The organism is Microbacterium sp. AISO3 (genome assembly GCF_002204305.1).
GTDB classification, from domain to species: Bacteria; Actinomycetota; Actinomycetes; order Actinomycetales; family Microbacteriaceae; genus Microbacterium; species Microbacterium arborescens.
Genome location: NZ_NHRF01000003.1, coordinates 420,065 through 440,771 on the forward strand (window position 1 = coordinate 420,065; position 20,707 = coordinate 440,771).

The following is a 20,707-nucleotide window of genomic DNA, read 5'->3' on the forward strand; positions in this document are numbered from 1 at the left end:
CATCCCAGACTAGGGGGCCGGCCCCGCCGCCGCGGCGCCCGCCGTCACACGCTGCCGCCGGCGGGCCTCCTCGGCCGGGCGGGCGGGTGGCGAGATCACCTCGCCGACGAAGCGACGGACGGCAGCCGGGATCGATCCCCGTCCGTTGCCTTCCCCGACGGGCCGGGCTGCGAGAAGCGCGGCGTCGGTGGCGCGGGGGTCCCAGGGGACGAACCAGCATCGCTCGATGCCCGCGTAGCGCTCGAAGCTGCGACGGATCTGACCTCGCGGGTCGATCCCGAGCGGGCCGCCGCGGAGCTTGTTGACCACCACGTGCACGGGCACCGCCCCCACGATCGACCGCAGGTCCGGATACACCCGCAGGAAGCGCGAGAGTCCCACCGGGTCGGCGGCCGCGACGGCAACGACCGCGTCGGCCGCCTCGAGCGCGGCGAGCGTGGCCCCGTTGCGGCGGGGCCCGTCGAGATCGCTCACGATCTCTTCGTCGCGCTCGAGAGAGGCGGAGACATCGACGAAGACGTCATCTACCCAGTCACGGCACGTCTCGAGCACGCGGGCGACCCGGTCGAACCCGAGTTCCGGCCAGCGTGACGGGCGGTTGATCCCGGCGAGCACCTCGACGGCGCCGGCAGGCTCGGCGATGCGCGCCAACTCGCCGGGCGTCAGCTCGCCCCGCGATGCCCGGCGGCACGCGGCCGCGAGGCCTGGTCCCTCGTCGGGGACGCCGAGCGCGATGGCGATCGCGGGTGCGTGCGTGTCGGCATCGGCGAGCGCGACACGGCGGCCGTCGCGTGCGGTCTCGCGAGCGAGCTCGATCGCCAGCGTCGTCCGCCCCGGCGCGCCGGACGCGCCCCACACCACGATCACCCGTCCGCGCGACGAGCGGGCCTGCCCCGCGGCAGGCACTGCTGTGACGGCATCCAGGGCATCCGTCCCCGCATCGACGACCGCGATCCCGAGGATCTCCGCGGCGCGGCGCTCGGCGGGACCTCGCGCCCAGGCGACGATCCGGGTCGCCGTCCGGTCGCACAGTTCCACGACCTCGCGCGTGAGCCACGATCGGGATGCGGCCAGGATCAGCACGTCGGCACTCGCCACGGTGTCCGCCGCGCCCGGCCGTTGGACCGTCCCCTTCACCGCTCCGGCACCCGAGAGGCCGCGTGCTGCGACGGCCACGTCGTCGGCGGCCAGCACTGCCACGTCCGCGAGGCCGCCCGCGCGCAGTCGCTCGACGAACGGCGCGTGCTCCGGGATCGCCACCACGACGCGCATCAGCGTCCGCCGCCCGTGGCGGGGATCACGGAGATGGCATCCCCCGAGCCGATCGCGGCGAGCACGGCGGCGACGTCATCACGCGGAACCACCAGCTCGACCGCGGCGGAGCGCTGCTGCCCGACGAGCCCTTCGCTGCTCTGCAGAGCTCGCACCGTCGCGTCGGGGACGAGGATGCGGGGGTCGGCGAACACGTCGCGTTCACGCCGGGGTGCGCTCCACACCTCGACGCGGGTACCCGCCGTCACCGAACCGGGTACGGCATTCGTCGTCTGCACGACGACCGTCGTGGCGTCCGCCTCCGCGGGAGAGGCCACCGCGGCGCGCGGCACCAGTTCGCCGGCCGGAATCGTCCGCGACGCGACCCCGCCCGGCTCGAGGGTCCCCGGCGCGGCGTAGAGATCGCCTGCCGGCCCCAGCACCACCTCGACGACCCGCAGATCCGCGGCGTCGACCGGTTCGCCGACGACGATCGTCCGGGCCGCGCTGAGAACGGTCGAGGTCTGCCGTGCCGCAGACACGACGGACCAGACTCCGGCGATGGAGACCAGCACGAGAACGACGCCGATGATGACGCGTGCGTCGGCCCGTCGGATGCGGCTGCGGAGGGAGGTGCGTACGGCCATACCCCCATCGTGCGCGAGCGGAGGAGACGACGCCCGCCGTTGTCCACAGGGGTGTCAAGGGCCGGGCAGAGGAACGAGCGCGCGCGGATAATGGAGGCATGCCCGCCATCCCCGACAGCGCGCGCTTCCTGACCCCGTCCCAGGTCGCCGAGACGCTGCAGATCGAGGTCGACGAGGTGATCGCGCTCGTCCACGAGGGCCGGCTCGTCGGGGCCAAGGTGGGAACGCCCGCCCGCTGGCGCATCGAATCGGCGAGCGTCGAGGATTACCTCGATGCCCAGGTCGAGGATGCTCGTCGCGCCGCGCTGTGGCAGCAATCGCAAGTCGCCAGCTTCCCCGAGCTCTGGGCGCGGCAGCGACGGCCGGAGTGACCCCTCACCCGGCGGATCCGTCGAGGTGCACGGTTCGCAGCGCCCGATAGCCGATGATCCGGTGCCCGGTCACGGCGCTCGCGCGGCGGGGCTCCCCCGCGTCGTGGAGGGCGAAATCGACGTGGTCCGCGCCCGCACGGTCGATGGTTCCCGTCCAGCTCGTCCCCCCGGCCACCACGACGCGGACGCCGACGCGACGACGCGCGAGATCGCGCAGCATGAAACCGAGGGTCATGCGTTCGGCGAGCGCGGAGTGGCTCCGGGTGGGGCGAGCGCTGCGGAGCAGATCGGGTTCTGCCGCGGCGATCGAGGCCACGGCGTCGAGGGGGACCACCGCGGCTCGGGACCCGGCGGTGTTCTCGACGGCGATCCAGTCAGATCCGACGCCGGTCAGGCGACCGCGAACGGCATCCGCGGCGATGACATCGACCGCGATCTCGAGGCCGACCAGCTCCACGAGGCGCTCGCGGAGTGTGAGCCGCGAGAGGCGCAATCGTTCGGCCTCGGTGTCGAGCGCGGCACGCTCGGCCTCCCACTCGGAGTCGAGCTGGTGTTCGAGGTCTTCGAAGAGGCGCTGCCATCGCACCCCGCGAGGTTATCGGCAGTGCACCTGCCCGGAGCAGCCTGTCCACAGGTTGGAGAATTCTCATCCGGCCGGATTCGGCAGTGTGCTGTACTCATCGGCGTTGACAGAGCCGATGGAAGGAGGTTCGCGCGATGACGTCGATGAGCGCCGGTGAACCCCGCCGGTACCCCCGCATCGGGTCCTCGCTCGACATCGCGGAGTACTTCGCCGCGCAGCCGACCTCGACGGCCGATCTCCCGGATCCCGAGCCGTTGGTGCGCAACCTGACCCGCGGTGTCCTCGAGGTTCTCGCCGGAGTCCGTGAAGTCGAGCAGCTCGCCCGGTGGCTGAGCGAGGATGCCTTCCGGGTGCTGGTGACACGCGCGAACCTCGCGGCGCGCGCACGCAGCGCCCGGCAGGTCACCCCGGCGCGACCTGTCTACTCGATCGTCAGGGTCCGGATGTGCGAACCGGCCGACGGCGTCGTCGAGGGAACGGTGATCGTCACCACCCCGCACCGCACGCGCGCGGTGGCGCTCCGGCTCGAGGGCCTCGACGGCCGATGGCGGGCGACCTCGCTCGCCCTGCTGTGACCGGCTCCTACTGCTTGTACGACGACAGGAAGTTGCCCAGGCGCTCGATCGCCTCGGTCAGCACGCGCGCCTCGGGCAGCGTGACGATCCGCAGGTGGTCGGGGTCGGGCCAGTTGAACCCGGTCCCCTGCACCAGCAGCACGTGCTCGGCCACGAGGAAGTCGTAGACGAGCTTGCCGTCGTCGTGGATGTCGTAGACCTCGGGATCGAGGCGTGGAAACGCGTACAGCGCCCCCTCGGGCTTGTGACACGTCACGCCCGGGATGCTCTCGAGCCCCTCCCATGCGGCATCCCGCTGCTCGTGCAGCCGCCCCGTCGGCGCGATCAGCGCTTCGATCGACTGCACGCCCGACAGCGCGGCCTGCACCGCGAACTGCGCGGGCACGTTCGGGCACAGGCGGGTCGAGGCCAGCAGCTGGATGCCCTCGAGGAAGCCCTTCGCATGCGCCTTGGGCCCCGTGATGACGAGCCAGCCCGAGCGGTACCCCGCGACGCGGTACGTCTTGGAGAGGCCGTTGAACGTCAGACAGAGGAGGTCGGGCGCGAGGGTCGCCAACGGGATATGGGTCGCCTCGTCGTAGAGGATCCGGTCGTAGATCTCGTCCGAGAGCAGGAGGAGCGAGTTCTCGCGGGCGATCTGCACGATGCCCTCGAGAACCTCGCGGCTGTACACCGCGCCCGTGGGATTGTTCGGGTTGATGACGACGATGGCCTTCGTCTGCGGAGTCACCTTCGAGCGGATGTCCTCGAGGTCGGGCTCCCAGCCCTGCGTCGCATCGCACAGGTAGTGCACGGGCTTGCCGCCGCCGAGGCTCGTCATCGCCGTCCACAGCGGATAGTCGGGCGCGGGGATCAGCACCTCGTCGCCCTCGTCGAGGAGAGCCTGCATCGTCATCGTGATCAGCTCGGATACACCGTTGCCGAGGTAGACGTCGTCGGGGTCGACGTGAGGGAACCCCGGAACCTCCTCGTAGCGCGACACGACGGCGCGCCGTGCGGAGAGGATGCCGCGACTGTCGCTGTAGCCGTGCGCGTTCGGCACCGACTCGATCATGTCGCGGACGATCTGGAAGGGCGCCTCGAACCCGAAGATGGCGGGGTTGCCGGTGTTGAGCTTCAGCACGCGATGCCCGTCGGCCTCGAGTCGGTCGGCCTCGGCCAGGGCGCTGCCACGAATTTCGTAGAGGACGTCCTTGAGCTTCGATGACTGATCGAGGATTCGGCGGTTCATCCGATCAGGATATCCGGCGGTCGAGCGGGCCGATCGACGATGCGTGGCCCGCTCGCCGGATCACTTCTTCTTGCCCGCGGCCCGCCGCACCGCACGGTTGCCCGCGTCGCCGGCATCCTCGTTCGCGCCCATCTTCTGCCCGAACGCACCGCGCGGTGCGTCGGCGGGGGCCTCCTGCTCGGCCGCCTGCTGACGCGCCTTCGCGGTCGCGGTCTTCTGGACCTGACCGCGATCGTTGCGCACCTCGACCTCGCCCGACCCGGTGTCGCTCGGGGCGGAGTACTCGAGCTTCTGCGTCTCGACGGGCGTCGGGGTGAGCCCCTTGGCGTCGACGTCGCCGCTTTCGGCGGAGCGGACCTCGACCTCGAGGTTGTAGAGGAAACCGACCGACTCCTCCTTGATCTGGCTCATCATCGACTGGAACATCTCGTACCCCTCGCGCTGGTACTCGATGAGCGGATCGCGCTGTGCCATCGCACGCAGGCCGATGCCGTCCTTGAGGTAGTCCATCTCGTAGAGGTGGTCGCGCCAGCGGCGGTCGAGCACCTGGAGCACGACGCGGCGCTCGAGTTCGCGCATGGCCGGCTCACCGAGCGTCTCCTCGCGCTTCTGGTAGGCGATCTTCGCGTCGGAGAGCAGCTCGCGCTTGAGCACGTCGGCGGTGATGCGTCCCTTGTTCCCGGCCTCGGCCACGACCTCGTCGATCGTGACGCCCACGGGGTAGAGCGTCTTCAGCTCGGTCCAGAGGGCGTCGAAGTCCCAGCTCTCGGTGTGACCCGACGACGTGTGGTCGTCGATGACGGCGCTGATGGCATCCTCGATGAAGTGCTGCACGCGCTCCGACAGGTCGTCGCCGTGGAGCACCTGGCGGCGGTCGGCGTAGATCGCCTCGCGCTGGCGGTTGAGCACGTCGTCGTACTTGAGGACGTTCTTGCGGATCTCGGCGTTGCGCGCCTCGACCTGCGCCTGCGCGCTCTTGATCGCCCGCGAGACCATCGACGACTCGATCGCGACGTCCTCGGGGAAGTTCGTCCGCGCGAGGATCGCCTCGGCCGCGCCCGACTGGAACAGGCGCATGAGGTCGTCGGTCAGCGACAGGTAGAACCGGCTCTCACCGGGGTCGCCCTGACGACCCGAACGTCCGCGCAGCTGGTTGTCGATGCGGCGCGACTCGTGACGCTCGGTGCCGAGCACGTAGAGTCCGCCGGCTGCGACGACCTTCTCGGCCTCTTCGGCCACGGTCTCGCGGACCGATGCGAAGACCTCGTCCCACGCGGCCTCGTACTCGTCCGGCGTCTCGACGGGGTCGAGCCCGCGCGACTTCATCTCCTGGACGGCGAGGAACTCGGCATTGCCGCCGAGCATGACGTCGGTACCGCGACCGGCCATGTTGGTCGCGACCGTCACGGCGCCCAGGCGACCGGCACGCGCGACGACCTCGGCCTCCCGGGCGTGGTTCTTGGCGTTGAGGACCTCGTGCTTGACGCCCTTCTTCGCGAGCAGACGCGAGAGGTACTCGCTCTTCTCGACGCTCGTCGTGCCCACGAGCACCGGCTGGCCCGTCGCGTGGCGCTCGACGATGTCTTCGACGACCTGCGCGAACTTCGCGGTCTCGTTCTTGTAGACGAGATCGGGCTGGTCCTTGCGGATCATCGGCTTGTTCGTCGGAATCGGGACGACGCCGAGCTTGTAGGTCGACATGAACTCGGCCGCCTCGGTCTCGGCGGTACCGGTCATACCCGAGAGCTTGTCGTAGAGGCGGAAGTAGTTCTGCAGCGTGACGGTGGCGAGGGTCTGGTTCTCGGCCTTGACCGGAACGCCTTCCTTCGCCTCGATGGCCTGGTGGATGCCTTCGTTGTAGCGACGGCCGACGAGGATACGACCCGTGTGCTCGTCGACGATCATGACCTCGTCGTTCATGACGACGTAGTCGGTGTCGCGCTTGAACAGGGCACGCGCCTTGATCGAGTTGTTCAGGAAGGAGATGAGCGGGGTGTTCGCCGACTCGTAGAGGTTGTCGATGCCGAGGTAGTCCTCAACCTTCTCGATGCCGGGCTCGAGCACACCGACAGTGCGCTTCTTCTCGTCGACCTCGTAGTCGACACCCGGTTCGAGGGTGAGGGCGACGCGCGCGAACTCGACGAACCAGCGGTTCGCCTCGCCCGACGACGGCCCCGAGATGATGAGGGGGGTGCGGGCCTCGTCGATGAGGATCGAGTCGACCTCGTCGACGACGGCGAAGAAGTGGCCGCGCTGCACGAGGTCCTCGCGCCGCCAGGCCATGTTGTCGCGCAGGTAGTCGAAGCCGAACTCGTTGTTCGTGCCGTACGTGATGTCGGCGGCGTACTGCTCACGGCGGACCTCGGGGGTCTGACCCGAGACGATCGTTCCGGTGGTCATGCCGAGCGCGCGATAGACGCGGCCCATGAGCTCGGACTGGTACGAGGCGAGGAAGTCGTTGACGGTGATGACGTGGACGCCCTTGCCCGCGATGGCGTTGAGGTAGGCCGCGAAAGTCGCCGTCAGCGTCTTTCCTTCACCGGTCTTCATCTCGGCGATGTTCCCGAGGTGAAGGGCCGCGCCGCCCATGACCTGCACGTCGTAGGGACGCTGACCGAGCGTGCGCTTCGCAGCTTCGCGAACGGCGGCGAACGCCTCCGGCATCAGGCGGTCCAGCGTCTCGCCGGCCTCGTAGCGCGTGCGCAGCTCGGCGGTCTCGTTCCGCAGCTCGTCGTCGGTGAGCCGGGCGTAGTCCTCTTCGAGCGCGCCCACGGCCTTGACGATCTGCTGCAGACGGCGCAGCACGCGGCCCTCACCGGCGCGGAGCAGTTTCTCGAGAGGGTTGGCCACAGCGGATCTCCATCTGTCGGGTGCGCCGACGCCACGTCGGCCGCGCCCGCGCGTGCGCACGGGCATATGGAGCCCATGTTATCGGCCCGTGACCTTGGCGTCGCCTGCGAGAGACGATGACCTCCCGTCCGGCGACGACCGCGAGACCTAGGATCGGAGCATGGCTGGATTCTGGGGCAGACGCAAGCGGGAACAGCAGGATGTCGCGGACGCGGACGCGAACCTCGCACGCGAGGCGGACATCGCCCTCGTCGGAGCGGACGAGCGCCTGCGTGTCACGAGCGACGAGATGGTGTTCGCCGAGGCCGAGCTCGGCGACGAGGCCACTGCTCCGCTGCGCGAGGCGATCGCCGCAGTGCGCCACCACCTCGGCGAGGCGTTCCACCTCAAGCAGCTCAACCACGACGAGATCCCCGACACACCCGAAGAGGTGCGCACGCGGAACGCGCGCATCGTTCAGCTGTGCGAATGGGCCCAGGACCTGCTCGACGACCGCGTCTCGGCCCTGTCCGAGGCGATCGAGCGCGCCCGGCGGGCACCCGAGATCCTCGCCGGCATCCGGGCCGACGTCGCGGCCCTGCGCGAGCGCATCGCCCCCGCCCGCGCCGTCATCGACCGGGTCTCGAGCCGCTACCACCCCGACGCGCTCAACCGGGTCAGCGGGAACGCGGATGAGGCCGCGGGACTGCTCGAGTTCGCTGAGCACGGGGCGGATGTCGCCGAGCGCCGGCGCGCTGCCGGCGAGCGCGGTCCCGCGAACATCGCGCTCGAGACCGCCACCGAAGCCGTGCGCCGCGCGCGCACCCTGCTCGACGCGGTCGACGACTTCGAGGTCGAGGCTCTACGGGCGCAGTCCACGCTCGCCGACGTCGTCGCCGACTCGCGCGACGACCTCGTCGCGGCGCGCACGGCTCCGCAGACCCCGGCGGTCACCACGGCCATGGCGGAACTCCAGCAGGCGCTGACGCGCGTCAGCCCCGCCGGCACTCCGGGCGACCCGTTCGCGGAGCTGTCGATGCTCCGCGAGAAGAACGCGGCACTCGACGTCGCCGTCGACACCGCCCGCGAGCGCGCTGCCCGCCCGATCCCGCCCGAGAGCCACGTCCGGCACGCGATCGACGACGCCGATCGCCAGCTGTCCGTCGCGCGGAGCGTTATCGCCGGTCACCGCGGGTGGATCGGCGCCGACGCGCGCACGCGGCTCGCCGAGGCCGAGAGTCTGCGCCTCGGGCTCGCTCCCGTCGGCCCGATCCCCGAAGACGACCGAGAGAAGGCACTCGCCGATGCGCGGCGGTGCGCCGCCCTCGCGGGCGAGGCCTTGCAGCTCGCCCAGCGCGACATCGACGGCTCGCGTCCGAACGACGGCTGGGGCGGCCCCGGCGGGTACGGCGGCGGCTGGGGCGGCCGCGGCAACGGCGGCAACATGGTGGGCGGCATCCTGGGTGGTCTCGTGATCGGCAGCATGCTCGACGGCATGTTCGACTGACAGCCCCGGCTTCGGCCGGCACACACGACGGGGGGCGGATGCCGTGATGGCACCCGCCCCCGTCGTCGTCATCAGATCAGGACGCGAGCTCGGCCTCCGGCGGAGCGGCCGCGGTCAGCGAGATGACACCGTAGTCCCACCCCTTGCGGCGGTACACGACACTCGGGTGGTCGGTGCGGGCGTTGATGAACAGGAAGAAGTCGTGTCCGACGAGCTCCATCCGGTCGACGGCTTCCTCGACGGTCATCCACTCTGCGCCGAACTCCTTGGTTCGGATGACGACGGGCGTGTAGTCGTCCTCGTCGGCGGAGTCGCCGACAACGGGCACTTCGCCCGTCGCGACGGCACGCAGGACCTCGACCGATGCGGGTTCGACGTCGATGCCCTCGAGAGCGCCGGTTCCCTTGTCGAGCTTGGCTCCTCGAGGGTGGTTCCGCGCATCGACGCGCTTGTCCTTGGCGCGGCGAACCTGCTCGACGAGCTTGTCGACCGCGAGATCGAGGGCGACGAACTTGTCGCCGTCCGTGGCCTCGGCCCGGACGATCGGTCCCTTTCCGGTGAGGGTCAGTTCGACGGTCTCGTCATCCATGCGCCCGTTGCGGTAGGCATGATGCGTGACCTTGATGTCGAGGCGCTGCGCACGAGGTGCGAGCGTCTCGATGCGACTGGACTTCTCTTCAGCCACCGTGCGGAAGCGATCCGTGATCCCGACTCCCACGCCGACGATGCTGGTTTCCATCCTGACCTCCTTGCTCCGGTCCGCCCGGTTCAAGGGCGGACCTTCGTTCGCCTTGGTCTCCCCCACGCTAGTGGGGCGAGCGAGCATTGTCACTCATGAACCGCCGGGAATACCTTCAGCGCTCACCCGGAGCGGGGTGTCGGCCAGCACGACGGCGCCCACGACCCGCCGGCCGGCGGCGCTGAGCGCGTTTCGCGCCGCACGCAGCGTCGCTCCCGTGGTCATCACGTCGTCGACGATGACGACGGCGCCCGCTCCCGGACGCGCGAGGAACGCGCCCGCGACGTTGCGCTCTCGCTCCGCGCGGCCGAGCAGACGCTGGTCGAGAGCACGGCCACGCCAGCGGAGCCACCGCCCGACACGGGCCTCGCAGCGCCGCGCGAGCAGCTCGGGCACGGCGTACCCCCGACGGCGCAGCGCCGCCCGTGACGGCGGAACCGGGACCAGCACGGCATCCGCCCACCCCGCTTGGCGGACCAGGTCCGCCATCAGGGCGCCGAGCGGGCGGGCCAGGCCGGTGCGGCCGTCTTCTTTGAGAGCACGGACGACACGGGCGGCCGTGCCCTCGTAGCGCGCGACGCTGCGGACCTCGAGCCCGTCGGCATCGTGCCGAAGCGGTCGAGCGATCTCCGCGGCGCAGATCTCGCAGAGCGGTCGGCCCGGCGCGTCGCATCCCGCGCACCAGACGGGCATGAGCAGATCGAGCGCGTCGGCGAAGTGCTCACGCCACGGCCCGCGACGAAGGGGATCCGGCTGCACTCCCCCATGCTGTCGACACGTCGCCGTCAGCGGCAGCGTCATCCCGCCACGGTGGACGACGGCGTCGGGCCCATCGCCGGGGAGAGATCAGCGCGGCGCGCCCTGCTGGGTGGCGAGCACGCGGATGCCGCCCGCGACCGTCGGCCAGGCCTGCCCCTTCTGCGCGTAGAGGACGCCCTCGCCGTCGAGGAGACGGACGGCACGCAGCTGGTTCGTGGCGGCGATCGCGACGGGACCGGCCGGCGCGACGATCTCTTCGCCGAAGCCGCCGACCGACTGCGAGATGACGACATCGGCATCGCCGTCCTCCGCGAGGACCGCGATGGTCGATCCGTCGACCCAGCTCGCGTCGATTCCCGTGCCGGGAAGCAGCGCCACGGTCTCGCGATCCCCCAGTCCCGCGGGAGCACCGTCGTCGTCGCGGAGGATGCCCGCGATCCACAGCGCCGGACGCGAGCCGTCGCGCACCAGGGCGGCGATGCGCGTGCCGTCGCGCGACACCTCGATGCTCGAGATCTGCGATGCCCCGGGCCACGCATTGGCGATCGAGACGACCGTGCCGTCGGGGCCCGTCGCCGTCAGGCCCGACGGCTCACCGGACGGCACACTCCAGATGAATCCCTGCGGATCTATGGTCGGGTCGATCAGGCCCGTCCGCTCGTCGACGATCTCGGAAGTCGCGTCGTCGCGCACGCGCACGACAGCGCCGGCTGACGTCCGAATAGCGGCCGTGCTGCGATCCGCCCCCAGCTGGATCGACTCCGGCCAGAGACCGGGGAGGACGGCGGACAGTCCCGGCAGCGGCTCGATCTCGGAGCCGGAGAGGAATCCGAAGGCGTCCTCGGTCAAGACCGCCGGCCGGACATCGACGCGGATCGGTCGGACGTCGACCGCCTGGGCGGCGACCGGCTCGCCGTCGACCGACATCTGGGCGCCGCGGATACCGGCTGACTGCAGGCTCGCGTCCAGCTGCGCCTGCATCCGGTTGCGGGTCTCGGGCACGATCGCCAGCGCCGACTGCGACAGCGGCACCTGAGCCACTCCCCCCTCGAGCGGAACCGCGCGCGTCGCGAGCTCGAGACTCTCGGGAAACGCCGAGTAGACCGCGCCCGACAGCCAGGGGCTGGGGTCGCCGTCGATGAGGGCCTCGGTGATGTGGGTGGCGGCGTTGGTCGCGGGGAACCAGCGACGGTCGGGAACGAGGTAGGTCCAGGACCGGTCGAAGTACATGACCGAGTACTCGCGGAAGACCGCCTGGAACCGGGCGCGGTCGAGCACGACGCCGTCGGGCGCGTTCGAGATCCGCCACTCGCCCTCGACCTCGACGAGGGAGAAGTCGAGCGGCATCGAGCCGCCGTCGGTCACCGACATCGCCCCTGTGGCGTCGACGGCTGCTTCGGGGGTGATGGCGACGGTGACGGTCCCGTCGCCCGCGACGGTGTACACGCGTTCGCCCGGGAGGTCGATGGTGGCCCGGGCCGTCGGCTGCCACGACGAGCGGAAGTCCGGCGCGAGGAACTGCCGAGCCGTCCCCCAGTCGTCACGGGGTCCCGACCCCGCCGCGAGGAATCCTGCCACGATCTGCTGCGGTGTCGCCCCCGGCGGCGGATCGTCGGGGAGGAAGGAGAAGTCGACCGCGCCGGCCTCCTGGTCGATCGGCGCCCCCGCGACGATGGGGCCCGAGGTCGGCAGCCCCGTGCAGCCGGCCAGCAGCAGGGCGAACAGCATCCCGAGGACGGCGGCGACCGAGCGCAGACGCTTCACGACGAGCCTTTCGCGGGACGGGGAAGGGAGATCGGCTGGGTCAGCCCCAGATCGTCGAAGGGTACGCCATCCTCCCCCGGGTCCACCGGAAGGGGCGAGTGACCGTCGAGCGGCTCGCTGCGCCGGGGAATCGTGAGCACGAAGTTGGTTCCCCGCCCGAGCTCGGACCACACCGCGAGGGTGCCGCCGTGCAACCGCGCGTCGCCGAGGGCGATCGAGAGTCCGAGCCCCGTGCCACCGATGGTGCGCTTGCGCGAGGGGTCGGCGCGCCAGAAGCGATCGAAGACGCGCTCGGCGTCGGCCGGCCGCATCCCCAGACCGTAGTCGCGCACGCCGATCGCGACCGCCCGCGCGTCGCTGTCGACGCTGACCACGATGGGCCGTCCCTCGCCGTGCTCGATCGCGTTGCCCAGCAGGTTGCGGACGATCCGGCGCACGCGCCGCGGGTCCATCTCCACGGGCGAATAGCCACCCGGAGCGACGAGTCGCACATCGCTGCCGTGCTGCTCGGCGAGCTGAGCCATCGAGGCGATGACGTCCTCGGCGAGCTGGGTCATACTCGTCGGCTCGCTCTCGAGCTGCACCGAGCCGGCATCGTAGCGGCTGATCTCGAGCAGGTCGGTGAGGAGCACCTCGAACCGGTGCACCTGGTCGTGCAGCAGCTCCGCCGCGCGTGCCGCCACGGGATCGAAGTCCTCACGCCGGTCGTTGAGCATGTCGGAGGCGAGCCGGATCGTCGTCAGCGGCGTCCGCAGCTCGTGCGAGACGTCGGAGACGAATCGCTGCTGGACCTGCGACAGCTCGGCGAGCTCCTTGATCTGCGCCTCGATGCTGTCGGCCATCGCGTTGAACGACCGTCCGAGGGTGGCGAACTCGTCCTCGCCGCGCACCTGCAGCCGCACCGCGAGGTCGCCCGCCGCCAGCCGCGAGCTGCTTTCGGCCGCCTGCGCGATCGGCTCGGTCACCGAGCGCAGCACGATCCACGAGATCGCGCCGATGAGGACGACCAGCCCGACGCCGACGATCCACAACGTGATCTGGACGAAGGCGAGGGTCTGCGCCTCACTGGCCAGGTCGTAGCCGAGGTAGAGCTCGTAGGCCCCCACCTCGGGGAGGACGATCTGCTGCCCGACGACGATGCCGGGCACCTGACCTCCTGCTGACGCGGCGAAGCCGACGGGCTGCCACCACTGCAGCTCGTCATCGCTCTGCACCTGCGCGCGCAGCTCGTCGCTGATCCGGTCTGCGGGGAGACCCGCCGAGTCGAAGTCCTGCGGCGCGATGGCCGACGGTTCCGACGAAATCCGGAACGCGGCGATGCGGTCGGTCGAGGACTGGCGCTGAATAGAAGTGCGCACGCTCTCCATGAGGTTGTCGACGGCGACCACGTCGCCCCCGACCTCGGCGGCATCCAGCGTCGCCTGCGCCGACTGCGTCGCCCGCTGCGCCTCGGCGAGCAGCTGGGAGGTGCGCGACTCGAAGAGGTCGTTCTGAATCGCCAGCGACATCCACACCAGTGCCACGGTGATCGTCAGCGCGGTCGCGCCGAGCGTGATCGCGACGGTGCGGAACCGCAGCGATCGCCGCCAGGTGCGGGCGAGCCGACGCCCCCACGATCGCCACCCGCGCGTCGCGACCGTCGCCGTCGTGACGGTGCGGATGGGCATCGGAGCGTCAGATGACGGCGCCGGCGCGATAGCCGACGCCGCGGACGGTCGTCACGATGCGCGGGTTGTCGGGGTCGATCTCGACCTTCGCCCGCAGCCGCTGCACGTGCACGTTCACCAGACGCGTGTCGGCCTTGTAGTGGTAGCCCCAGACCTGCTCGAGGAGCATCTCGCGCGAGAAGACCTGCTGCGGCTTCGATGCGAGCGCGACGAGCAGCTCGAACTCCAGCGGCGTCAGCGCGATCACGTCGGCTCCGCGACGCACCTCGTGGCCCTCGACGTCGACGACGAGATCGCCGATGCGCAGCGACTCCGATGCCGACGCGACCGCGGGACGCAGGCGGGTGCGGATCCGAGCGACGAGCTCCTTGGGGTTGAACGGCTTGACGATGTAGTCGTCGGCTCCCGACTCCAGCCCGCGCACGACATCCGCGGTGTCGGTACGCGCGGTCAGCATGATGATCGGCACGCCGGACTCGGCGCGCACCTGCGTGCAGATCTCGATGCCGTCCACGCCGGGCAGCATCAGGTCGAGGAGGATCAGGTCGGGCTTCTCGCTGCGCCAGGTCTCGACGGCCGCCGCGCCATCGGCGCAGAACACGGTGTCGAACCCCTCGGTGCGCAGCACGATGCCGATCATCTCCGCCAGGGCGGTGTCGTCATCGACCACCAGGATGCGAGAAGTCATGGGCGGCGTTCGTCTTTCGGCTCGGGCTCGCGCGCGACGTGCGCGTACTCACCGTACCCGACCCACGCACCGTCGACTCCGGACGCCGCGCGCTCGTGTGACACGATGGGTTCGACCGAGCCGACTGTTCCAGGAGTGCATCGTGACGTCATACCCCGCGTGGACGCCGGCGCCGCGTCCCGGCATCATCCCGCTTCACCCGCTCTCGTTCGGAGTGATCCTGGGGCGTTCGTTCTCGGCCCTGCGCCAGAATCCGAAGGTGCTGCTGGGCTTCGCCCTCGTCGTGCAGACCGTCGCCATCCTCGTCGCGACCGCGGGCATCGTGGCCGTCGGCTTCGCCACATTCGGCCGGCTCGCGTCGCTCCGGCCCGGCACCGACGAGTTCGAGACCGTCCTGGCCGGCTCGATCGCGATCAGCGGGGCGACGGCGCTTGTGCTGTCCCTGGCCGCGGGGGCGCTGGGCGTCATCGTTCAAGGGGTCGTGGTCAGTGAGGTCGCGCACGCCGTCGTCGCCGAGAAGCACACCCTCGGCGGTCTGTGGCATCGCGTGAAGCCGGTGGCCTGGCGCCTCATCGGGTATTCCGCCCTGGTGTTCCTCATCGTCGTGGCCGTCATCGGCATCCTCACCGCGGGTGTCGTCGGGCTTGCGATGAGCGTCGGTCCCGCGGCCATCGTGCTCGCCATCATCCTGGGACTGTCGGCGATTCCGTTGAGCCTGTGGCTGAGCACGAAGCTCCTGCTGGTGCCGTCCGTCATCGTGCTCGAGCAGGCGACGGTCTTCGGGGCCGTCGCGCGATCGTGGCGACTCACGCGCGGCCGGTTCTGGCCGACGCTCGGGATCATCGTCATCATCTCGATGAGCTTCGGCATCCTGGCCCAGGTGATCAGCGTTCCCTTCTCGTTCGTCACGATGGGCCTGACATCCGTCATCACGCCGACCGGCGACCCCGAACCCGGCCAGATCATCGCGCTGCTCGTCGGCACTCTTCTGGCGCAGGCGTTCGTCACCCTCATCCAGACCATCGCCGTCATCGTGCAGTCGACCGCGGGAGCGCTGGTCTACATCGACTGCCGCATGCGGCGCGAAGGGCTCGACCTCGACCTGTCGTCGTACATCGACCAGCGGGACGCCGGAATCGCAGCCCCCGACCCCTATCGACGCAATGTGGGGCGCGTGCTGGACGGCCGCTGGCAGCAGCCCCCGGCGTACGCCGGCGCACAGTCCGGTGCCGCCTACCCCGGGCAGCCGGGTTACGCCGGACCGGCGGGCTACGCAGCACCGGCGGGGTATGCGGCGCCGTCGGGGTATGCGGCGCCGTCGGGGTACGCGACCCAGCCCGGGTACGCCGCGCCGGCCGGGTATCAGCCGCCGTCGCCCGGCGAACCTCCGGCTCCGGCTCCGGCTCCGGCTCCGGCTGAAACCTCCGGGGAGACCCCCGCAGCCCCGGCGGATGGCCCGTCATCGACCGACTGGACCGCTCCGGGCGCTGACCGCGCATGAGGTTGCTCGCCACTCCGGTCGCCCCCGACCCCGACGAAGCCCGTCGCTGGGCTGAGGAAGAGCTCTCGAAGGCCGCCTACCGAGAGGCCGAGCCGACGCCCATCGACCGCTTCGCGCGTGGCGTGGTCGACTTCCTGGCGGCTCTGTTCAACGGGCAGGTTCCGGCGACGCTCGGCCCCTGGCTCGCGGTCGGAGCGATCGTGGTGCTGCTGGTGCTGGTCGCCGTGGCGATCCTCATCTGGGGGCGTCCGCGCACCGTCGTGCGCTCGCGGGCGAGCGTGCCGCTCTTCGGTGAGGACGAGACACGCAGCGCCGACCAGATGCGCGCGGAAGCGGCGGATGCCGCGGGCCGGGGCGCCTGGGACGAGGCGATCGTCCTGCGTGTGCGGGCGCTCGCCCGCGGCCTCGCGGAGCGCACGATCGTCGACCCCGCCCCGGGCACGACGGTGCATCGGTTCGCCGCCGACGCCGGACGCATCTTTCCCGCGGAGAGCGAGGAACTCGACCGCGTGGCCCGCGTGTTCGACGACGTGCGCTACCTGCGGCGACCGGGCACGGCTGAGGCATACGCCACCGTGCGGGCTCTCGACGAGCGGCTTGCGGCAGCGCGAGCGGAGGTGCCGGCATGAGCACGGCCCCCGCACCATCGGCTGCCCGTCGACGATCGCGCTCGGTACTCGGCTGGGCGGGAGTGGGCGCCGGCCTCCTCGTCGCGGGCATCGCGGTCGCAGCGATCGCCGGCATCAACACGATGCCGGCACAGGGGCTCCTTGACCCGGAGGCCGCCGGCCCCGAGGGATCGCGGGCGCTGGCCGAGCTGCTGCGCGACCGAGGCGTCGAGGTCGAGATCGCCCGTGACCGCTCGGCGGCACTGCGTGCCCTCGACGGCAGCGACGCGACGCTCGCGATCGCCGACACCGCACCGCTCGACGACGACGACCTCGTGGGCCTGCGGGATGCCGCCTCCGGCGTCGTCCTGCTCGAGCCGCGCACGCGCGATCTGCGGCTGCTGCTCGGCGCCCCGCGCAGCGCGGGCTTCGCCGACGGCGCCACGGTGGAGCCCGACTGCGACCTGCCCGCCGCCGCCGTCAGCGGGCCCGTCGGCCCCGGCGAGGTGTTCACCGACGACGGCGCCGACCACGCGTGCTATCCGGCCGCAGCGGGGTACGGGCTCGTCGCCTCCGGCGAGGGAGCCGACCGGGTCGTCGCCCTGGACGCGACCGCACTGCTGGTCAATCAGCGGCTCGCCGACGACGGGAACGCCGCGCTCGGGCTCAACCTGCTGGGCTCTCGCGGCACCGTCGTCTGGTACCTGCCGTCGATCGGCGACGGCTCGCTCACCGGCACACCCTCGCTGGGCGAGCTCACTCCCCCGTGGGTGACCCCCGCGATCCTGCTCCTGCTCGGCTCGGCCGTGGCCGCCGGGATCTGGCGCGGCCGCCGCTTCGGTCCGCTCGTGGCGGAGAACCTGCCGGTGACCGTCCGCGCTTCGGAGACCACCGAGGGCCGGGCGCGCCTGTACGCGGCGTCGGCCGACCCCGTGCACGCGCTCGACCAGCTCCGGCGCGAGACTCTGCGCCGCATCTCGCGGGCGCTCGGGCTCGGCTCCGCCGATGCCGCGGCCATCGCCGATGCCGCGGCGAGCCGCATCGGCGACGATCGCACACGCGTTCGCGGCATCCTGATCGACGACCTCCCCCGAAACGACCGCGACCTCGTCGACGCCGCCGACCGGCTGCGCGATGTGGAAGCCGCCGTCCTCCGATCCGTCCGTCCCGAAAGGAACACCCCATGAGCGAGACCGCACCCGGCGACCTGCGCGAGGCGATGAACCGTGTCCGGCTCGAGGTCGGCAAGGCCGTCGTCGGCCAGGACGGCGCTGTGACCGGCCTTCTGATCGCGCTCCTCGGCCGCGGGCACGTGCTGCTGGAGGGCGTGCCCGGCGTCGCGAAGACCCTGCTCGTGCGCACCTTCAGCCGGGCGGTGGGACTCGACACCGCCCGCATCCAGTTCACTCCCGACCTCATGCCGGGCGACGTCACCGGATCGCTGGTCTACGACGCTCGCACCGGAGAGTTCGAGTTCCGTTCCGGGCCGGTCTTCACCAACGTGCTGCTCGCCGACGAGATCAATCGGACGCCGCCGAAGACCCAGGCCGCTCTCCTGGAGGCCATGGAGGAGCGCCAGGTCTCGGCGGACGGCGTCTCCCGACCGCTGCCCGACCCGTTCCTCGTGGCGGCGACGCAGAACCCGGTCGAGCACGAGGGCACCTATACCCTCCCCGAGGCGCAGCTCGACCGCTTCCTGCTGAAGCTCGTCATCGACCTCCCCGCCCGGGACGACGAGATCTCCGTGCTGCGTCGCCACGCAGACGGCTTCCGGCCCGGCGCGCTCGAGACCGCGGGCGTATCGGCGGTGGTGACGGCGGCCGAGATCCGCGCCGCCCAGCAGGCCGCCGCCGCCGTGGAGGTCTCGGACGACGTCCTCGGCTACGTCGTGGATCTGGCCCGGGCGACCCGCCAGTCCCCGTCCGTCCAGCTCGGCGCGAGCCCGCGCGCCGCCACCGCCCTGCTCGCGGCCGCCAAGGCGTGGGCGTGGCTCGGCGGCTACCCGGCGATCACACCGGACCACGTCCAGACGATGCTCGTGCCCGCGTGGCGCCATCGGCTGCAGCTGCGCCCGGATGCCGAGATCGAGGGTGTCTCCGCCGACACGATCCTGACCTCGGTACTGCAGCAGACGCGCGTCCCGATCTGAGCCGCCGTGTACCTCTCCGGCCTGTTCGTGCTGCTCGTCGCCGTCGGCGTCGTGCCCGTCGTGCTCGCTCCCGCCGCGGGACTGAACGCGGCGTGGACGGCGCTCGCGTGGCTCGGGCTGTGCCTCATCCTCGCCGCCGTCGACCTCGTGTTCGCGGGGCCGCTGCGCGCCGCCGAGATCGAGCGGCGCATACCCTCCCGCGCACGGGCCGGCGAATCGGTCGAGACGACGCTCCTGCTGCGCAATCGCGGCGGCCGCCGCATCCGCGGGAGCCTCCGCGACGGGTGGCAGCCGACCGCGGGGGCCGGCGAAGCGCGTGCCGCCGTCGACATCCCGGCCGGCGAGCGCCGAGCCGTACCGATGCCGCTCCTCCCGCGGCGCCGGGGCGAGCTGCGCTCGGCGTTCGTCGCGCTGCGCAGCCGCGGACCCCTGGGGCTGGCCGGGAGACAGCGCGTCATCCCCGCCCCGGGCGCCCTGCGCGTCCTACCCCCGTTCGCCTCGCGTCGGCATCTTCCCTCGCGGCTCGCGCGCCTGCGCGAGCTCGACGGCAACACGAGCGTTCAGGTGCGCGGGCGTGGGACCGAGTTCGACAGCCTCCGCGAGTACGTGCGGGGCGACGACGTCCGCTCCATCGACTGGCGCGCGACCGCCCGCGCGGGAACGACGATGCTGCGCACCTGGCGCCCGGAGCGCGACCGCCACGTCGTGATCGTCATCGACACGGGCCGCACGAGCGCGTCGCGCGTGGGGGATGGTGTGCGCCTGGATGCCGCGATGGAGTCGGCGCTGCTGCTCAGTGCTCTCGCCGCGCGCGCCGGCGACCACGTGCATCTGCTCATGTTCGACCGTGCGCGTCGCGCGCGGGTCACGGGCATCGACGGGCCGCGGCTGCTGCCCGCCCTTGTCGACGCGATGGCGCCGGTCGAGCCGACACTCATCGACACCGATTGGAACGCCGTCCTCACGGAGGTCCGTGCCCTGACCTCGCGGCCCTCGCTGGTGGTGCTGCTGACGGCGCAGGACGCCCCCGACGCGGCCCGCGGCTTCCTCGGAGCCCTTCCCTCGCTCACCGAACGCGCCACCGTGCTCGTCGGCTCGGCGCAGGACGCACCCGAGCCGGCGCCCGTGCAGCGCACCGCGGAGGACGTCTACCGCGAGGCCGCCATCGCGCACGCCACCCGCGACGCCGAACTGGTCGCCGGGGCGATCCGCCGGGCCGGGGGCGAAGCTCTCAGCGCGACCCCCGATGCTCTGCCGCCCGCCGTCGCCGACCACTACCTCGCGCTGAAGGCCGCCGGCCGCCTCTGACTCCGCCGTGAGCGCCGGCGGCTGCCGACCCGACTTCGCAGCCCGGCACCGCAGCACCCCAGCACCCCACGCTCACCTGGCAGCTCACGCCCCCACCCCAGCGTGCAAGGGGCCACAACTGCCCATCCAAACCCGCGCCCCACGCTCACCTGGCAGCTCACGCCCCCACCCCGGCCCGCAAGGGGCCATAAGTGCCCATCCAAACCCGCGCCCCACGCTCACCTGGCAGCTCACGTCCCCACCCCGGCCTGCAAGGGGCCACAACTGCCCACCCAAACCCGCGCCTCACACTCACCCGGCAGCTCGCGCCCCCACCCAGCACCAAAAGGGGCCAGAACAACCAACCCAAAGGCCCGCAGCCCTCGCCCAGCCCGGGCCGCAGCATCCCCCTCACCTGGCAGCTCACGCCCCCACCCCGGCCTGCAAGGTGCCCACAACTGCCCACCCAAACCCGCGCCTCACACTCACCTGGCAGCTCGCGCCCCCACCCAGCACCAAAAGGGGCCACAACAAGCAACCCAAAGGCCCGC

General features: G+C 71.5%; 18 protein-coding genes. 8 read left to right on the forward strand and 10 right to left on the reverse strand.

From position 1 onward, the window contains the following. Positions 1–9: 9 nt before the first annotated feature. Together CBF90_RS07220 and CBF90_RS07225 are read right to left on the reverse strand one after the other, a co-directional pair. A complete protein-coding gene (locus tag CBF90_RS07220; RefSeq protein WP_088380243.1) occupies positions 10–1,272 on the reverse strand; it encodes a tyrosine-protein kinase family protein in 1,263 nt (420 codons plus the stop codon). Beyond that, positions 1,272–1,898: an SAF domain-containing protein gene (locus tag CBF90_RS07225; protein WP_088380244.1), complete on the reverse strand. Its 627-nt coding sequence runs from the start codon at positions 1,896–1,898 to the stop codon at positions 1,272–1,274. The genes CBF90_RS07220 and CBF90_RS07225 overlap by 1 nt, the downstream gene beginning before the upstream one ends. A 98-nt stretch (positions 1,899–1,996) precedes the next feature. Between CBF90_RS07225 and CBF90_RS07230 the strand changes: the two genes are divergently transcribed. Then, complete coding sequence (locus CBF90_RS07230; RefSeq protein ID WP_023955358.1) at positions 1,997–2,269, forward strand: helix-turn-helix domain-containing protein; 273 nt, start codon at positions 1,997–1,999, stop codon at positions 2,267–2,269. Positions 2,270–2,273: 4 nt separating this feature from the next. Here CBF90_RS07230 and CBF90_RS07235 read toward each other — a convergent pair whose 3' ends face one another. After that, positions 2,274–2,855, reverse strand: a complete 582-nt coding sequence (locus CBF90_RS07235) for a hypothetical protein (protein WP_088380245.1) — start codon at positions 2,853–2,855, stop codon at positions 2,274–2,276. Positions 2,856–2,986: 131 nt separating this feature from the next. Here CBF90_RS07235 and CBF90_RS07240 point away from each other — a divergent pair, with 131 nt between their 5' ends. Beyond that, entirely contained in the window at positions 2,987–3,427 is a 441-nt protein-coding gene (locus tag CBF90_RS07240; RefSeq protein WP_023955362.1) for an Rv3235 family protein, read from the forward strand. A 7-nt stretch (positions 3,428–3,434) separates the two neighbouring features. On the opposite strand, the gene CBF90_RS07245 is transcribed toward CBF90_RS07240, so the two are convergent. Beyond that, on the reverse strand, positions 3,435–4,658 hold the full coding sequence (locus tag CBF90_RS07245; protein WP_023955364.1) for a pyridoxal phosphate-dependent aminotransferase: 1,224 nt from the start codon (positions 4,656–4,658) through the stop codon (positions 3,435–3,437). Positions 4,659–4,718: 60 nt separating this feature from the next. After that, on the reverse strand, positions 4,719–7,508 hold the full coding sequence (gene secA, locus CBF90_RS07250; RefSeq protein ID WP_088380246.1) for a preprotein translocase subunit SecA: 2,790 nt from the start codon (positions 7,506–7,508) through the stop codon (positions 4,719–4,721). Positions 7,509–7,668: 160 nt separating this feature from the next. Here secA and CBF90_RS07255 point away from each other — a divergent pair, with 160 nt between their 5' ends. Beyond that, positions 7,669–8,994 carry a hypothetical protein gene (locus tag CBF90_RS07255; protein ID WP_023955368.1) on the forward strand — a complete coding sequence of 442 codons (1,326 nt, stop codon included), beginning with the start codon at positions 7,669–7,671 and terminating at the stop codon, positions 8,992–8,994. A 76-nt stretch (positions 8,995–9,070) separates the two neighbouring features. Here the strand turns inward: CBF90_RS07255 and raiA are convergent, their stop codons facing one another. From raiA to mtrA, 5 genes are all read right to left on the reverse strand, one after another. Then, complete coding sequence (raiA, locus tag CBF90_RS07260; protein ID WP_023955370.1) at positions 9,071–9,733, reverse strand: ribosome-associated translation inhibitor RaiA; 663 nt, start codon at positions 9,731–9,733, stop codon at positions 9,071–9,073. 93 nt (positions 9,734–9,826) lie between these two features. Continuing rightward, positions 9,827–10,492 (reverse strand): ComF family protein, encoded by a 666-nt coding sequence (locus tag CBF90_RS07265; RefSeq protein ID WP_242435612.1) that lies wholly within the window; start codon positions 10,490–10,492, stop codon positions 9,827–9,829. An 87-nt stretch (positions 10,493–10,579) separates the two neighbouring features. Then, entirely contained in the window at positions 10,580–12,256 is a 1,677-nt protein-coding gene (locus CBF90_RS07270) for an LpqB family beta-propeller domain-containing protein (RefSeq protein ID WP_088380248.1), read from the reverse strand. After that, entirely contained in the window at positions 12,253–13,923 is a 1,671-nt protein-coding gene (gene mtrB, locus CBF90_RS07275) for an MtrAB system histidine kinase MtrB (protein ID WP_023955376.1), read from the reverse strand. The genes CBF90_RS07270 and mtrB overlap by 4 nt, the downstream gene beginning before the upstream one ends. Positions 13,924–13,930: 7 nt before the next feature. Continuing rightward, complete coding sequence (mtrA, locus tag CBF90_RS07280) at positions 13,931–14,611, reverse strand: MtrAB system response regulator MtrA (protein ID WP_023955378.1); 681 nt, start codon at positions 14,609–14,611, stop codon at positions 13,931–13,933. A 142-nt stretch (positions 14,612–14,753) separates the two neighbouring features. On the opposite strand from mtrA, the gene CBF90_RS18885 reads away from it, so the two are divergent. From CBF90_RS18885 to CBF90_RS07305, 5 genes are read left to right on the forward strand one after another with little or no spacing between them, the layout of a single operon-like run. Then, positions 14,754–16,112, forward strand: a complete 1,359-nt coding sequence (locus tag CBF90_RS18885) for a glycerophosphoryl diester phosphodiesterase membrane domain-containing protein (protein ID WP_088380249.1) — start codon at positions 14,754–14,756, stop codon at positions 16,110–16,112. Then, a complete protein-coding gene (locus CBF90_RS07290; RefSeq protein ID WP_036305934.1) occupies positions 16,109–16,741 on the forward strand; it encodes a DUF4129 domain-containing protein in 633 nt (210 codons plus the stop codon). The genes CBF90_RS18885 and CBF90_RS07290 overlap by 4 nt, the downstream gene beginning before the upstream one ends. Next, the gene (locus CBF90_RS07295) at positions 16,738–17,907 is read left to right on the forward strand and encodes a DUF4350 domain-containing protein (RefSeq protein ID WP_141097140.1); all 1,170 of its coding nucleotides are present in this window, start codon (positions 16,738–16,740) and stop codon (positions 17,905–17,907) included. Before CBF90_RS07290 ends, CBF90_RS07295 begins: the two co-directional genes overlap by 4 nt. Continuing rightward, the gene (locus tag CBF90_RS07300) at positions 17,904–18,869 is read left to right on the forward strand and encodes a MoxR family ATPase (RefSeq protein WP_064955664.1); all 966 of its coding nucleotides are present in this window, start codon (positions 17,904–17,906) and stop codon (positions 18,867–18,869) included. Before CBF90_RS07295 ends, CBF90_RS07300 begins: the two co-directional genes overlap by 4 nt. A 6-nt stretch (positions 18,870–18,875) precedes the next feature. Continuing rightward, positions 18,876–20,177, forward strand: coding sequence for a DUF58 domain-containing protein (locus CBF90_RS07305; protein ID WP_023955388.1), 1,302 nt, complete (start codon positions 18,876–18,878; stop codon positions 20,175–20,177). Positions 20,178–20,707: the final 530 nt, after the last annotated feature.